General features: G+C 76.3%; 11 protein-coding genes. 4 read left to right on the top strand and 7 right to left on the bottom strand.

The window, feature by feature from the left end; translation table 11 throughout:
• Positions 1-3: 3 nt before the first annotated feature.
• The 6 genes from ACIGW2_RS22640 to ACIGW2_RS22615 form a co-directional block, all read right to left on the bottom strand.
• The gene (locus ACIGW2_RS22640) at positions 4-3,597 is read right to left on the bottom strand and encodes a hydantoinase B/oxoprolinase family protein (protein ID WP_399845333.1); all 3,594 of its coding nucleotides are present in this window, start codon (positions 3,595-3,597) and stop codon (positions 4-6) included.
• On the bottom strand, positions 3,594-4,427 hold the full coding sequence (locus ACIGW2_RS22635; RefSeq protein WP_399845331.1) for an SGNH/GDSL hydrolase family protein: 834 nt from the start codon (positions 4,425-4,427) through the stop codon (positions 3,594-3,596). The genes ACIGW2_RS22640 and ACIGW2_RS22635 overlap by 4 nt, the downstream gene beginning before the upstream one ends.
• Entirely contained in the window at positions 4,424-5,596 is a 1,173-nt protein-coding gene (locus ACIGW2_RS22630) for a glycosyltransferase (protein WP_391653724.1), read from the bottom strand. The genes ACIGW2_RS22635 and ACIGW2_RS22630 overlap by 4 nt, the downstream gene beginning before the upstream one ends.
• Positions 5,593-6,720, bottom strand: a complete 1,128-nt coding sequence (locus ACIGW2_RS22625) for a glycosyltransferase family 4 protein (RefSeq protein WP_391653725.1) — start codon at positions 6,718-6,720, stop codon at positions 5,593-5,595. Before ACIGW2_RS22625 ends, ACIGW2_RS22630 begins: the two co-directional genes overlap by 4 nt.
• Before the next feature lie 876 nt (positions 6,721-7,596).
• Entirely contained in the window at positions 7,597-9,018 is a 1,422-nt protein-coding gene (locus ACIGW2_RS22620) for a HEAT repeat domain-containing protein (protein ID WP_399845327.1), read from the bottom strand.
• Between the two features lie 231 nt (positions 9,019-9,249).
• Positions 9,250-9,660 (bottom strand): ankyrin repeat domain-containing protein, encoded by a 411-nt coding sequence (locus ACIGW2_RS22615; protein WP_391653727.1) that lies wholly within the window; start codon positions 9,658-9,660, stop codon positions 9,250-9,252.
• 301 nt (positions 9,661-9,961) lie between these two features.
• On the opposite strand from ACIGW2_RS22615, the gene ACIGW2_RS22610 reads away from it, so the two are divergent.
• Both ACIGW2_RS22610 and ACIGW2_RS22605 read left to right on the top strand, forming a co-directional pair.
• A complete protein-coding gene (locus ACIGW2_RS22610; RefSeq protein ID WP_128976945.1) occupies positions 9,962-10,156 on the top strand; it encodes a hypothetical protein in 195 nt (64 codons plus the stop codon).
• 37 nt (positions 10,157-10,193) lie between these two features.
• Entirely contained in the window at positions 10,194-11,843 is a 1,650-nt protein-coding gene (locus ACIGW2_RS22605; protein WP_399845323.1) for a hypothetical protein, read from the top strand.
• Between the two features lie 73 nt (positions 11,844-11,916).
• Here the strand turns inward: ACIGW2_RS22605 and ACIGW2_RS22600 are convergent, their stop codons facing one another.
• A complete protein-coding gene (locus ACIGW2_RS22600) occupies positions 11,917-13,419 on the bottom strand; it encodes a PLP-dependent aminotransferase family protein (RefSeq protein ID WP_391653730.1) in 1,503 nt (500 codons plus the stop codon).
• 124 nt (positions 13,420-13,543) lie between these two features.
• Between ACIGW2_RS22600 and ACIGW2_RS22595 the strand changes: the two genes are divergently transcribed.
• Complete coding sequence (locus ACIGW2_RS22595; RefSeq protein WP_391653731.1) at positions 13,544-14,212, top strand: YitT family protein; 669 nt, start codon at positions 13,544-13,546, stop codon at positions 14,210-14,212.
• Positions 14,209-14,976, top strand: a complete 768-nt coding sequence (locus ACIGW2_RS22590; protein WP_391653732.1) for a glycerophosphodiester phosphodiesterase — start codon at positions 14,209-14,211, stop codon at positions 14,974-14,976. Before ACIGW2_RS22595 ends, ACIGW2_RS22590 begins: the two co-directional genes overlap by 4 nt.
• The last annotated feature ends 10 nt before the right edge of the window (positions 14,977-14,986 follow it).

The raw sequence follows: 14,986 nt of genomic DNA, 5'->3' as shown, positions 1-14,986 counted from the left end.
GGTTCACATCGGCGGCGGGCCGTAGCCCCCGCCGCCCGGGGTGCGGACGACGAGCACGTCACCGGGGCCGACGTCGGTGGTGTCGACGCCGTCGAGGTGGTCGACCGTGCCGTCGGCGCGCTCGACCGTGTTGGCGCCGAGCGCGCCGGGTGCGCCGCCGGCCATGCCGTAGGGCGGGATCCTGCGGTGGCCGGTGAGCAGGGCGACCGTCATGGGTTCGAGGAAGCGGATGCGGCGTTCGACGCCGGCGCCGCCGTGCCAGCGGCCGCGGCCGCCGCTGCCCTCGCGGACGGTGAAGGCGTCGACCCGGACGGGGTGGCGCCACTCCAGGACCTCGGGGTCGGTGAGCCGGGAGTTGGTCATGTGGGTCTGCACGGCGTCGGCGCCGTGGAAGCCCTCGCCGGCGCCCGAGCCGCTCGCGATCGTCTCGTAGTACTGGACGCGGTCGTTGCCGAAGGTGAGGTTGTTCATGGTGCCGGAGCCCTCCGCCTGGACGCCGAGGGCCGCGTAGAGGGCGCCGGTGACGGCCTGTGAGGTCTCGACGTTGCCCGCGACGGTGGCCGCCGGGTACTCCGGGGCGAGCATGCAGCCGGGCGGGACGCGCACGTCGAGCGGGGCCAGGCAGCCGCTGTTGAGCGGGATGTCGTCGTCGACGAGGGTGCGGAAGACGTAGAGGACGGCCGCCATGACGACCGAGGTGGGGGCATTGGCGTTGCCGGGCAGCTGGGCGGAGGTGCCGGTGAAGTCGAGGACGGCGGAGCGCCGTTCGCGGTCCACGGTGACCGTCACGCGGATCTCCGCGCCGGCGTCGGTCTCGTAGCGGTACGCGCCGTCCTCCAGGCGCGCGACGATGCGGCGGACGGACTCCTCGGCGTTGGCGCGCACGTGCCGCATGTAGGCGTGGACGACGTCCAGGCCGAACTGGTCGACGGTCTTGCCGAGTTCCTCGATGCCCTTCTCGTTGGCGGCGATCTGGGCGCGCAGGTCGGCGAGGTTGGTGTCCGGGTCGCGGGAGGGGTACGGGGCGCCGGTGAGCAGGGCCCGGGTCTCGGCCTCGCGGAAGCGACCGTCGCGGACCAGCAGCCAGTTGTCGAAGAGGACGCCCTCCTCGTGGACGGTCCGGCTGAAGGCGGGCATGGAGCCGGGGGTGATGCCGCCGATCTCGGCGTGGTGGCCGCGGGAGGCGACGAGGAAGCGCAGTTCGCCGCCCCCGGGGTCGAAGACGGGCGTGACGACGGTGACGTCGGGCAGGTGGGTGCCGCCGTGGTACGGGTCGTTGACCGCGTAGACGTCGCCGGGCCGCAGCTCCCCGGCGTTGCGGCGCAGCACCTCCTTGATGGACTCGCCCATGGAGCCGAGGTGGACGGGGATGTGCGGGGCGTTGGCGACGAGGTTGCCCTCGGGGTCGAAGAGGGCGCAGGAGAAGTCGAGCCGCTCCTTGATGTTCACGGAGCGGGCGGTGTTCTCCAGGCGCACGCCCATCTGCTCGGCGATGGCCATGAAGAGGTTGTTGAACACCTCCAGGAGGACCGGGTCGACGTCGGTGCCGGCGGCGGTGCGGGCGGGGCGCGGGGTGACCCGGCGCAGCAGCAGGTGTCCGGTGTCGGTGGCGGTGGCCCGCCAGCCGGGGTCGACGACGGTGGTGGCGTCGGCCTCGGCGAGGATCGCCGGCCCGGTGACGGCGTCGCCGGGGCGCAGGTCCTCGCGGCGGTGCAGCGGGGTGGGGACGGACCGACCGCCGCTGTACGTGGTGACGGTGGCGCGCGGCGCGAGGGCGCCGTCGCGGGGCGCGCCGGACACGGTGACCGGGTCGTGCGGCCCGGCGGTGCCGACGGCCTCCACGGTGACGGCCTCGACGACGAGCGGGGCGTCCATGGTGAAGCCGTACCGCGCCCGGTGGAGGTCCGTGAACCCGGTTTTCATCGCTTCCGGCGTGTCCAGGGGCACGGGCAGGCTCGCGTCGGTGCCGGCGTAGCGCAGCAGTACGCGCGCGTGGGTGGTGACGGCGTCCTCGCGCAGGCCGTCGGCGCGCAGCTCCTCGCGGGTGCGCGCGGCGAGGTCGGCGCAGAGCCGGGCGACGCGTTCGGGCGTGCCGGGCTCGTCGAGTCCGGCCTCGACGGACTGCTCCCGCAGGGCGGTGGCGTCGGCGAGCCCGATCCCGTACGCGGAGAGGACGCCGGCGAGCGGCGGGACGAGCACGGTGTCGACGCCGAGCGTGTCGGCGACGGCGCAGGCGTGCTGGCCGCCGGCGCCGCCGAAGCTGGTGAGGGCGTACCGGGTGATGTCGTGGCCGCGCTGCACGGAGATCTTCTTGACGGCGTTGGCCATGTTGAGGACGGCGATCTCCAGGAAGCCGGCGGCGACCTCCTCGGGGCCGCGCCCGCCGCCGATCTCGGCGGCGAGGGCGGTGAAGCGCTCGCGCACGACGTCGGCGTCGAGCGGCTGGTCGCCGTGCTCGCCGAACACGGCGGGGAAGTGGGCGGGCTGGATCCGGCCGAGCATCACGTTGGCGTCGGTGACGGTGAGCGGGCCGCCGCGCCGGTAGCAGGCGGGGCCGGGGACGGCGCCGGCCGAGTCGGGGCCGACGCGGTAGCGCTGCCCGTCGTAGTGGAGGACGGAGCCGCCGCCGGCGGCGACGGTGTGGATGCTGGTCATCGGGGCGCGCATGCGCACCCCGGCGACCTGGGTGCCGAGTTCGCGCTCCAGTGCGCCGGCGTAGTGGGAGACGTCGGTGGAGGTGCCGCCCATGTCGAGGCCGACGACCCGGTCGAAGCCGGCCTGCCGGGAGGTGCGGGCCATGCCGACGACCCCGCCGGCCGGGCCGGACAGGACGGCGTCCTTGCCGCGGAAGTGCGCGGCCTCGCGCAGGCCGCCGTTGGACTGCATGAACATCAGCCGGATCCCGGCGAGTTCGCGGGCCACCTCGTCCACGTAACGGCGCAGGATCGGCGAGAGGTAGGCGTCGACGACGGTGGTGTCCCCGCGCGGCACCAGCCTGATCAGCGGGCTGACCTCGTGCGAGCAGCTGACCTGCGTGAACCCGGCGGCGCGGGCGAGCTCGGCGACCCGGGTCTCGTGCCCGGGGTGGCGGTAGCCGTGCATCAGGACGACGGCGGCCGAGCGCAACCCGTCGCGGTGCGCGTCCGCGAGGGCGGCGGCGACCGCGGCCTCGTCCAGCGGGGTGACGACCCGGCCCCGGGCGTCGACGCGTTCGGGGACCTCGGCCACCCGCTCGTACACGGCCTCGGGCAGCACGATGTGCCGGTCGAAGATCCGCGGCCGGTTCTGGTAGGCGATGTGCAGCGCGTCCCGGAACCCCGCCGTGATCAGCAGCAGGGTCGGCTCGCCGCGGCGCTCCAGGAGCGCGTTGGTGGCGACGGTGGTGCCCATCTTCACGACGGCGATCCGCTCGGCGGGGACGGGCTCGTCGGGCGCGAGCCCCAGGAGCAGCCGGATCCCGGCGACGGCGGCGTCCTGGCGCCGGCCGGGGTCGTGGGACAGCAGCTTCCGGGTGACGAGCCGCCCGTCGGGCCGCCGGCCCACGACGTCCGTGAAGGTGCCGCCCCGGTCGATCCAGAACTCCCAGCGTCCGGTCATGCCCTCATTGTCGCGTCGAGGGCACGGGCCAGGGCGGTGTCGGCGTGGGTGTCGAGCAGGGCGGCGGTGCCGGTCGCGGAGTGCCGCAGCTCGGCGGCGGCCAGGGCGAGCAGCTGCGGCAGCAGGTCGCCGCAGCGCCGCACCACCCAGGCGGTGCCGGCGGTGGCCAGCCAGCGGACGGCGTCCGTACGGCTCGGCGGGGGCTGTTCCGGCTCGGGCGAGGGCGCCGGGCCGAGGGCGAGGCCGCGCTCGCGCAGCAGCCGGTGGAAGGCGGCGGCGACCGCCCGGTGGCCGCGCTCCCCCGGGTGCAGCCGGTCGGCGCTCCACAGCGCCCGGTCCTCGGTCCAGCCGGGGGCGGCCAGGTGCAGGTGGACCGCGTCGTAGTGCTCGGAGAGGGCGTGGACGACGGCGTTCACGGCCCGCTGGCGCCGGGCCAGCGGGCGGGCGAGCGGGCCGGGCAGTCCGAGCATCCGGCCGGGGTCGGGCAGACAGGCGGTGAGCAGCACCGCCCCGGCCCCGGCGAGTTCGCCGCAGACCCGGTCGAGCCGTCCGGCCAGCAGGCCGATGTCGAAGGTGCGGCGCAGGGTGTCGTTCACCCCGACCACCACGGAGGCGAGCTGCGGCCGCAGCGCCAGCGCCGCCGGGAGCTGGGTCTCGGCCACGTCCCGGCTCTGCGCGCCGCTCAGGGCGAGGTTGGTGAACGCGAGCGGCTCGCCGGGCGGCCGGACCCCCTGGGCCAGCAGGGCCGCCCAGCCGCGCCAGGCCCCGTCCGGAAGGCGGTCGCCGACGCCCTCGCTGAGGGAGTCGCCGAGGGCGACGAACCGGGTCATCGCACGCCCTCCCGCCGGGCGTCCGGCGCCGTCAGGGGCGTGGCGTCGTGGGCCGCCAGGAAGGCGGCGGTGGCGCGCGGCCAGGAGAAGAGCTCGGCGCGGGCGCGGGCCGCGGCCCGCCGTGCGGCCTCGGGGCGGGCCAGGACGGTGCGGACGGCCCGGGCGAAGGCGGCGGGGTCGTCGGCGGCCGCGGCGCCGGCGTCGGCGACGACCTCGGGGAGCGCCGAGGAGACGCTGCAGACGACGGGGGTGCCGCAGGCGAGGGCTTCGAGGGCGGCGAGGCCGAAGGTCTCGGCCGGCCCGGGGGCCAGGCAGAGGTCGGCGGCGGCCTGGAGGTCGGCGAGGGCGTCACGGTCGGCGACGTGGCCGAGGAAGCGCACGGGCAGCCGCAGGTCCCGGGCGCGCCGCTCCATCGCGCCCCGCAGCGGTCCCGCGCCGGCGACCACCAGCGCGGCCCGGGTCCCCCCGGCGCGCAGGTCGGCCAGGGCGTCCAGGGCGAGCAGCGGGCGCTTCTCGACCGAGAGGCGCGAGCACAGGGCGAGGAGCACCGGCTCGCCCGCCGCGTGGCGGGCGCGGACGGCCGGGCTGCGCCGACCGGGCCGGCAGTGGGCGAGGTCGACGCCGAGCGGGGCGCGGACGACGTTGCGCGCCCCGATCCGTACGAACTCCCGCTCGGCCCACTCCGTGGTGCAGACGATCCGGGCGTAGGCCCAGGCGGTGCGGCGGTTGAGCCGGTCGGCGGCGCGCCCGGCGAGGGCGTCCGGCACGCCCCAGGTGCGCAGCACCCCGTCGGCGGTCTCGTGGGAGACCATCACGGCCGGCACTCGGGCCCGGCGCGCCCACTCCCCGGTCCAGCGCAGGGTGGTGCGGTCGGAGACCTCCAGGCGGTCGGGGGCGAGGTCCTCCAGGAGGCGGCGCAGCCGGCGCCGGTCGGCGAGGACCCGATAGCCGCCGGTGCCGGGGAGGACGGGGCCGGGCAGGGTGATCACCCGGCCCTGCGGCGTGTCGGTGTCGCTCGCGGTCGCGCCGGGGACGACGAGGACCGGTGCGTGGCCGGCGGCGCGGTAGCCGCGGCCGAGCCGGTCGAGGGCGGTGCGCAGGCCGCCGGAGGTGGGGGTGACGAAGTTGGCGAGCCGGACGATCCGCAGGGGCTCTCCCGGGCCTCTCATGCCGCCACCGCCGTCCGCTCGCGCAGCACCTCGCGGTAGTGGCCGATGAGTTCGTCGCCGATCGCCTCCCAGGTGCGGCCCTCGACGGCGGCCCGGCCGGCCCGGCCGTAGGCGGCGCGCAGCTCGGGCGCGGCGGCCAGCGAGGCGACGGCGGTGCGCAGCGCCTCCGGGTCGCCGGGCGGGACGAGGAGCCCGGTGGTGCGGTGGGCGACCAGGTCGAGGGGGCCGCCGGCGGCGGGCGCGACCACCGGCACGCCGCTGGCCATGGCCTCCTGCACGGTCTGGCAGAAGGTCTCGTACGGGCCGGTGTGGGCGAAGACGTCGAGCGAGGCGAAGATCCGCGCCAGCTCGGTCCCGGTGCGCCGGCCGAGGAAGACGGCGCCGGGCAGGGCGGAGCGCAGGCCCGGTCCGCTGGGGCCGTCGCCCACCACCACGAGCCGCACGCCGGGCAGCCGGCACACCCCGGCGAGCAGGTCGACGCGCTTCTCCGGGGCGAGCCGGCCCACGTATCCGACGAGCGTCGCGCCGTCGGGGGCGAGTGCGCGGCGCAGCGCGTCGTCGCGCAGCGCCGGTCGGAAGCGCTCGGTGTCGACGCCGCGCCCCCACAGGCGCGTGCGGCCGATGCCGTGCGCGGCCAGGTCCCGCGCGGCGGCGGTGGACGGCGCGAGGGTCCGGTCGGCGGCCCGGTGCACGGCGCGCAGCCGGCGCCAGGCGGCGGCCTCGCCCGCGCCCATGTAGGTGCGGGCGTAGCCGGCGAGGTCGGTCTGGTAGACGGCCACGGCGGGCAGCCCGAGCCGGGCGGCGGCGGTCATGCCGCGCACCCCGAGGACGAAGGGGCTGGCCAGATGGACCAGGTCGGCCCGGTGCGCGGCGATGGCGGCGGCCACCCGACGGCTGGGCAGCGCGACCCGGACCTGCGGATACCCGGGCAGCGGCAGGGAGGGGACGCGGACCACGGGGCACGGCGCGTCGGCGTCCGTTCCCGGGGCGGACGCGGGGACCGCGGGGGCGACGACGAGGGGTTCGTGCCCGCGGCGGACGAGGTGGCGGGCGGTCTGCAGGGCCGTGTGGGCCACACCGTTGACATCGGGCGGGAAGGACTCGGTGACGATGACGACACGCATACCGGTGTTGTCGTCGGGCTCGACGTGTCCCCGTCAAAGTGGATCTGGACGCCCGGAGAACGTCCCATGAGCGTTGTCCCCGGGGGCGCCGGGGGCATAGCGGGCGCACGCGCGCGTGCGGGCGCCCGTGCTGGCCCGAGCCCGCAGGGCGTACGGGGCACCCCGGCGATCCCGGCTTCGGCTCCGCCCGCCCGCTCGGGCGCGGGCCCGGCCGCCGCGCGCGGCGCAGCCCGGCCGGACATCGGCCGCGGCTCGGACAGGCCGGCGACACAGCACGCGCAAGACGCAGCCGGACGGGGACCGACGGGCCCGGGCCGACGGCGCCGGGGCCCGGCGGGCTCACGCACGCGTGCGGGTGCCCGTGCGGGCCCGAGCCCGCAGGGCATACGGGGCACGGCCCCGGCCGGCCCGCGCCGGCACGGCGCGGCCTGAGCAGACATCGACAGACCCCGGCGGCCCCGGCTTCGGCTCCGCTCGGGCGCGGGCCCGGCCGCCGCGCGCGGCGCAGCGCGGTCGGACATCGGCCGCGACTCGGGCACGTCGGCCGACACGGCACGGCGCAGGGCGCGTCCGGACGGGGTCACGCGCGCGCGGGTGCCTGTGCGGGCGCGGGCGCCGGCCAGTCTCACGGGCTCGCGCGGCCCCAGACGCACAAGGGTGGCCGTCGGACACGCCAGGCCCAAGTGCTGGTGCGGGCGCTAGCCCCGTCACGCCATGAGCGCGGGGGCGTCGTCACCCGCCGCCCCACGCGCGCGGGGATGACCGTCGGACACGCCCGGCCCAGGTGCTCCTACGGGCGCGAGCCCCGCCACCCCCACGCGCACGGGGGTGGCCGTCACCGGCCACCCCCGTGCGTTCCCTGCCTGCCGCGGGCGCTCAGACCTGCAGGTCGAGGTCCGGGCCTATGCGGTTGCGGACGGCCGTCTGGACCTCGGCCTCCTCGGCCGGGTCGGCGGCGAGGCGGCGCAGGCGTTCGGCGACGCGCGCGTCGCCGGTCTCGGCGTGCTGGGCGGCGATCTCGCGGGTGGTCTCCTCGCAGTCCCACAGGCACTCGACGGCGAAGCCGGTGGGGAACCCGGCGTCGGTGGCGGCCAGGGCCTGGGCGGTGCGGCCGCGAAGCTGGGAGGAGGCGGTCTCGCGGTAGACGTGGCGCAGCACGGGGGCGGCGCAGACGATGCCGAGCCGGCCGGCGCCGTCGACCAGGGGGTAGAGGGCGGGCGCGTCGGGGCCCTGGGAGCGCACGGTCTCGCGGAGGGCGCCGAGGACGAGGGGGGAGTCCTCGGAGCCGCCGCGGCAGGCGAGCGTCCCGGCGGCGGCGGCGCCGAGCTCGTCGGGGCGGTGGACCCAGCCGCGGGCGCGGTCGACGGCGGCCTCGCAGCTCATCCGGCCGTAGGCGGCGACGGCGGCCTCGGCGACGGTGCGCGAGCCGTCGCCGACGGCTCGTTCGACGAGGTCGAGGACGGCGGGGTCCTGGGCCTCGGCGAGGTAGTGCAGGGCGGCGCAGCGGGCGCCGTCCGGGCCGCTGCGGGCGGCGTCGAGGATCGTCCCGCGGTCCTCGGGTCCGGCGACGGCGACCAGGCAGCGGGCGGCGGGCCCGTGCAGCTCGGCGCCGCGCTCGTGGCCCTCCTGGGCCCAGTCGAGGACGGCACGCACGCTCCAGCCGGGCCGGGGGCCGGTGGGGCGCAGCTGGCGCTGCCAACGGTCGAAGGAGCCCTGTTCGCGGGCGGCCGTGACGCGGGCGCCGACGCCCGGCCGCGGGTCCTCGGCCCACAGCCGCCAGGGCCGGGGCTCGTAGGCGTCGCGGACGGCGGCGGCCAGCTCGGCCTCGCCCTCGGGGGTGGCCGGGAAGCGGGCCAGCACGGGCTCGGCGAGGGCGCGCAGGCCCGTGTCGTCGTCGCGCAGCGCGAGCTCGTCGAGGGCCCAGGCCCAGTTGGCCCCGCCCGCCGCGTACCGCCGGAGCAGGACGAGGGCGTCCCGGCGTCCGTAGGACGCGAGGTGGCCGAGGACGGCGAGCGCGAGCCCGGTGCGGGACTCCTCGGTGTCGAGGTGGTCCTCGGCGCCGAAGAGGTGCGCCTCGATCTCCTCCAGGCCTCCGTGGAGGTCCAGGTAGAGCCGGGCGTAGTAGAGGGAGCGGTTCTCGACCCGCCAGTCGGGGCGGGGGTCGTCGAGCACGCAGTGGTTCAGGGCCGCGAGGGCCTCGGCACGTGGCGCGGCGAGCGCGTGGAGGGTGCCGTCGCCGCGGCCCCTCTGCAGCAGACCGAGCAGGGTGCCGCTCGGCGCTATGACTGGATCGAACATGGAAGACGCCTCACATCAAGCTGTCGACACGACCGGGGGGAATCCCGGGATGAACCGGGGCAGGCTGTTCGCCTAGGCCGTGCGGCAACATGTCGGGCCGCCCGTCGTCCTGCGCTTGCCAGTGACCATCTTCCTCTGCCTCTCGTCGGTGGCCCCCTGCGGGCCCGACGTCATGATGACCCACCCATTTCGCCACCGCGACCACATTTACGGCGCCGTCTCACCTGGGGTTCAGCCCTCGTTCACCGAGCCGGAGAAGAGCTCCAGGAGTTCCGTCTTCCCAAACATGCGCGCGGTATCCACGGCGGACGGAGTTCCCGCTTCCGGATCCGCCCCGCCGGCCAGGAGGGCGCGGATCACGGCGTCCTCCCCCTTGAAGACGGCACCGGCCAGCGGGGTCTGGCCGCGGTCGTTGGCGCGGTCGGCGTCGGCGCCGCGGTCGAGCAGGGCGGTGACGGCGGCGGCGTGCCCGTGGTAGGCGGCGAGCATGACGAGCGTGTCGCCCTTCTCGTTGCTCAGGTTCGCCGGGACGCCCGCGTCGAGGTAGGCGGCGAGGGTCGCCGCGTCGCCGCTCCGGGCCAGGTCGAAGACCTTGCCGGCCAGTTCGACGACCTCGGGATCGGGGGTCGCGCGCTCGCTCATCGTGGTGCCTGCCTCTCCTTGCTCGACCGCGCACGGCGACGGCGGCCGTACGAGTGAATCGACAGGGTACTGCCCGCCGGAGCACATGAGGGGAGCCGTCCGCGGCAAGGATGATCGCGTCCCGTCCCGGACCGGTGCCCTACCGCAGCCGGCGGGTTTCGCCAACCGGAGGGGCGCCCGACGTCCTCCGGTCAAGTGAAATCGCCCGCTGTTCACCCGTATGCACCTTTAGTCACATAGATACTTGCCGTGAACCTGGAAGGACTCAAGGTGACTGTCCCCTCAACCAGGAGAACACCTCATGATCCTGTCCATCTCAGGCGTCGTCCTGCTCGGCATCATCTGCTTCCTGTTCTTCAAGAAGGACGGACTCAAGGCCTCGCACGCCCTCGTCTGCGCGCTCTTCGGCTTCTATCTCGCCGGCACCGCCATCGCGCCGAGCATCACCGCCGGCGGCCAGAGCCTCGCCAGCCTCTTGGGCGGGATCAAGTTCTGACCTCCTCCAGTCCCTTCCACCCCTTCAGGAGTACGACGTGGCCCGGCGCCCACTCCCCCGCATTCTGAGCAGCGGCAGCGCACAGCTCGCGCGCAGCCGAGAGATCGCGCGAACGGCCGCCGACAGCGCCACCGACGTGCTCCATCCGCTGATCACCATCTCGCGTGGTCTGCGGAAGCTGGCCGCGACCGCGCGCGCCAAGTGGGCCGCGACCCCCAAGGAGCGGCGCGGTCCCCTGCTGTTCCTGGTCGCGGCCTGCGTCCTGGTCGTCGCCCTGGTGCCCTACGGTCCGCTGCTCGCCCTCGTGGCGCTCATGGGCGCGGCCGCCTGGCAGGGGCGTGAGCGCCCGGTCGTCAAGACCGGGCCGGACGACGCGGAGATCGCCCGGCTCAAGGGTCTCTACGAGGCCCTGGTGCCGTATCTGTCCCACCCGGAGGACCCCGAGCCGCTGTTCGCCCACGGCGGCGACTGGGCCGCCGTCTTCGGCGACCACGCCTTCGACGAGGACGGCCGGATCACCCGGCTGCGGATCTCCTACCCCCCTTACTTCACGGACGGCGAGCCCGCCGCGCGGGCCCGGATCGAGCAGCTGCTGCACGCCAAGTCGGGCCGCGGCCGCGAGTACCTCTTCGACTGGGACGAGGAGGGCAACCGGCTCACCATGCGCGTGCTGCCCGCGCTGCCCACCACGATCGCCGCCCAGCGCTTCGTGACGGTGCCGGGCGAGACGGTGCTCGGCTTCACCGACGCCGACGCGGTGCAGCGCACCGTGCCGGTGCGGGCCGGCGAGGACACCGAGGACGCCCCCGCCGTGGTGTGGCGCACCGGCCCCCGGTCCACCGAGCCGCACCTGCTGGCCGTCGGCCAGCCGGGCAGCGGCACCAGCTCCCTGCTGCGCTCGATCGCCCTCCAGGCGCTGCCGCACGGCGATGTGCTGGTCATCGAGGGCAGCGGCACCGGCGAGTACGCGTGCCTGGTCGGCCGGGACGGCGTCCTGGCCGTCGAGTGCGGCCTGGCCGGCGCGCTGGCCAGCCTGGAGTGGGCCGCGCACGAGACGGAGCGGCGGCTGATCGCCGCGAACCGGGCCCGGCAGGCCGGTCACCCGGCGCCCGAGGACACCCGCCGGCCGCTGTGGATCCTGCTCGACCGGCCCACCGTGCTCGGCCACCTGGCCGCCGCCGACGGCCGCCCGGACCCGCAGGACCTGCTCCAGGTGCCGCTTCGGCACGGCCGGGCCGCGTCGGTCACGGTCGTGGTGGCCGAGCAGTTCGACAGCCTGGACGCGCTCGGCGAGACGGTACGGACGCACACCCGGGCCCGGATCGTGCTCGGGCCCTGCGCGCCGGAGCAGATCGCCGCGGTCCTGGGCACCGCCCCGCACACCACCCCGGTCCCGGACGTCCCCCCGGGCCGCGGCTACGCCCGGCTCGGCACCGGCCCGGTGCTGCGCCTCCAGGTGCCGGCCACCCCCGACCCGTACGACGACGCGACCAGCGAGGCGCACCGCCGGGCCGTCCTGGACCTGCTGCCGGAGCGGCGCACGGCGACCGCCGACGCCCTCGACACGGTCCCCGGCTCGGCCCCGGAGCCCGCCCTCGAACCGGACCTGGACACGGACACCGCCCCGACCCTCCGCAAGGAGCCGGGCACCACGGCGTTCCCCTCCCCCGTACCGGCCGAGGGCTGAGCCCCCGCACCCGCCGGAGGGCGGCCGCACCCCCAGGGGTACGGCCGCCCTCTTCCGTATCGCCCGAGGGGGCTCACGCCACGAACGACCGCGGCCCCGCCTCGCCGCCCGCGCCCGCTCCGGACTCCACCAGACGGGCGGCCGCGGCGAGGCGGACGGCGGCCTCCTCGGCGACCGGGCCGCCGACGGTGAAGGGCAGCCGGACATAGCCCTCGAAGGCGCCGTCCACGCCGAAGCGCGGGCCCGAGGGCACCCGGACGCCGACCCGCTCGCCGACCTCCGCGAGGCGCGAGCCGGACAGACCGCCGGTGCGCACCCAGAGGGTGAGCCCGCCGCGGGGCACCTCGAACTCCCAGTCGGGCAGCTCCCGGCGCACGGCGGCCACCAGCGCGTCGCGGTTCTCCCGGGCCTGGGCACGGCGCAGGCCGACGGCCTCCTCCCAGCCGCCGGTGCGCATCAGCCAGTTGACGCCGAGCTGCTCCAGGACGGGGGTGCCGAGGTCGGCGTAGGCGCGGGCGGCGACCAGGGAGCGGATCACGTCGGGCGCGGCCCGCACCCAGCCGATCCGCATGCCCGCCCAGAAGGCCTTGCTGGCGGAGCCGACGGTGAGGACGGTGGCGCCGGCCGGGTCGAAGGCGCAGACCCGGCGGGGCATGTCCAGGTCCTCGTCGAGGAAGAGCTCGGTCATCGTCTCGTCGACCACGAGCACCGTGCCGGCCGAGCGGGCGGCCTCGACGAGCTGCCTGCGCTGGTCCTCGTCGGCGAGCGCGCCGGTCGGGTTGTGGAAGTCGGCGACCACGTACGCGAGCCGGGGCGCCGCGTCGCGCAGCACCTGGCGCCAGCGGGGCAGGTCCCAGCCGTCGAGCCCCTCGGCCATGGCGACGGGCACGAGCCGGGCGCCGGCCTCGCGCATCAGCTGGAGGATGTTGGCGTAGGAGGGCGACTCGACGGCGATCCGCTCGCCGCGGCCGGCGAAGAGGTGGCAGATCGCGTCGATGGCGCCCATCGCGCCGGTGGTGACCATGATCTGCTCGGGCATGGTCGGGATGCCGCGCTCGGTGTAGCGGTCGGCGAGCATCTGCCGCAGCGCCGGCAGTCCGGCCGGGTAGTCGCCGTGGGTGTGGGCGTAGGGCGGCAGCTCCTCCAGGGCGCCCTGGATGGCCCGGGTGAGCCACGGCTCGGGCGCGGGCAGCGCCGCGCAGCCCAGGTCGATCATGGAGCCGAGGGACTCCGGTGGCAGCGGCTCCAGGCCGCGCGCGGGCAGCGGGTTGCCGGCCGGGACGGCGGTCCAGCTGCCGGCGCCGCGCCGGGACTCCAGGAAGCCCTCGGTGCGCAGCGCCTCGTAGGCGGCGGCGACGGTGGTGCGGCTGACGGTGAGGGCGAGGGCCAGTTCGCGTTCGGCGGGCAGCCGTGCGGCGACCGGGACGCGGCCCTCCAGGACGAGCAGCCGGATGCCGTCGGCGAGGGCGCGGTAGGCGGGCGGCTTGCGGGCGCCGGGCGCGGCGGGCCGGGGCTGCTGGGCCCGGAGTTGCCGGGCGAGCTGGGCCGGCCCCACCGCCGAGGTCCACTGAGCCATGGAAATCAGTCCACCTTCCGCGAATTGGCCATGGTTGGCATCTCGTCCCCCGCCACAGAGTGTCATGAGCCAGTCCACTTCCACCACCCGGCCCGGTCCGGGCCGTCATCCCAGGGGGATTCCCGTGTCCATCGCCTCCGGTCTCCGCGGCCGGCACCTCACCCGCCGGCTCGTCCAGCTCTACGCGGGTCTGGCGCTCTACGGGGTCAGCTCGGCGCTGCTGGTGCGCGGCGGGCTCGGTCTGGAGCCCTGGGGGGTGCTGCACCAGGGGCTCGCGGACCGGACCGGTCTGAGCATCGGCACGGTCTCCATCGTCGTGGGCGCGCTGGTGCTCCTGGTGTGGATCCCGATCCGGCAGAAGCCGGGCCTGGGCACGGTGTCCAACGTCTTCGTCATCGGCCTGGCGATGGACGGCACGCTGGCCCTGGTGCCGGTCGCGGAGGGGCTGCCGGCCGGGATCGCGCTGATGGCGCTCGGCATCGTGCTCAACGGCGTGGCCACCGGCCTCTACATCGCGGCGCGGTTCGGTCCCGGCCCGCGCGACGGCCTGATGACGGGTCTGCACCGGCTCACCGGCCGGTCGATCCGGCTGGTGCGCACCGCGATCGAGATCGCGGTGGTCGCCACCGGCTTCCTGCTCGGCGGCTCGTTCGGCGTGGGCACGATCCTCTACGCGCTGTCGATCGGCCCGCTGGCCCAGTTCTTCCTGCGGCTCTTCGCCGTGCCCGGGGAGGGCGCCGGCAGCACTCCGGTCGCCTCCGGGACACCGGGGCAGGCCATACTGCGGCGGTGACCCGCATACGCCACCCCTACCTCGACCATCCGGCCCCGCTGCTGCCGTTCGCCCACCGCGGCGGCACGGCGGACGGCCTGGAGAACACCGCGGCCGCGTTCCGGCGGGCCGCCGCGACCGGTTACCGCTACTTCGAGACCGATGTGCACACCACCGCCGACGGGCGGCTCGTCGCCTTCCACGACGACACCCTCGACCGGGTGACCGACGCCCGGGGCCGGATCCGGGACCTGCCGTGGGCGGCGGTCCGCGAGGCCCGGGTGGCCGGCAAGGAGCCGCTGCCGCTCTTCGAGGACCTGCTCGGGGAGTTCCCGGAGGCCCGCTGGAACGTGGACCTGAAGGCGGAGTCGGCGCTCCACCCGCTGCTCGACCTGATCGGCCGGACCAACGCCTGGGACCGGGTCTGCGTGAGCTCCTTCACGGAGTCCCGGGTGGCCAGGGCCCAGCGGATCGCCGGGCCGCGCCTCGCCACCTCGTACGGCGTGACCGGCATCGCCGGGCTGCGGCTGCGCTCCCTGGGGCTGCCCGTGCCGCTGCGCGAGGGCGCCGTCGCCGCCCAGGTGCCGGAGCGCCAGGCGGGCGTACCGGTGGTGGACCGGCGCTTCGTGCGCGCGGCGCACGCCCGCGGCCTGCAGGTGCACGTGTGGACGATCAACGAGCCGGAGCGCATGCACGCCCTCCTGGACCTTGGCGTGGACGGCATCATGACCGATCATCTGGAGACGCTGCGGGCCGTCCTCACCGACCGGGGACTGTGGGCCTGAGCGTGCACAC

This window comes from Streptomyces sp. NPDC053541 (assembly GCF_044544705.1).
Lineage (GTDB): Bacteria > Actinomycetota > Actinomycetes > Streptomycetales > Streptomycetaceae > Streptomyces.
This window is presented reverse-complemented; position numbering and strand designations above follow the sequence as displayed.

Coding starts and splice junctions, on each gene's coding strand:
- ACIGW2_RS22640 (WP_399845333.1), bottom strand. CDS start 3,597: ATGACCGGACGCTGGGAGTTCTGGATCGACCGGGGCGGCACCTTCACG.
- ACIGW2_RS22635 (WP_399845331.1), bottom strand. CDS start 4,427: ATGACCCGGTTCGTCGCCCTCGGCGACTCCCTCAGCGAGGGCGTCGGC.
- ACIGW2_RS22630 (WP_391653724.1), bottom strand. CDS start 5,596: ATGAGAGGCCCGGGAGAGCCCCTGCGGATCGTCCGGCTCGCCAACTTC.
- ACIGW2_RS22625 (WP_391653725.1), bottom strand. CDS start 6,720: ATGCGTGTCGTCATCGTCACCGAGTCCTTCCCGCCCGATGTCAACGGT.
- ACIGW2_RS22620 (WP_399845327.1), bottom strand. CDS start 9,018: ATGTTCGATCCAGTCATAGCGCCGAGCGGCACCCTGCTCGGTCTGCTG.
- ACIGW2_RS22615 (WP_391653727.1), bottom strand. CDS start 9,660: ATGAGCGAGCGCGCGACCCCCGATCCCGAGGTCGTCGAACTGGCCGGC.
- ACIGW2_RS22610 (WP_128976945.1), top strand. CDS start 9,962: ATGATCCTGTCCATCTCAGGCGTCGTCCTGCTCGGCATCATCTGCTTC.
- ACIGW2_RS22600 (WP_391653730.1), bottom strand. CDS start 13,419: ATGGCTCAGTGGACCTCGGCGGTGGGGCCGGCCCAGCTCGCCCGGCAA.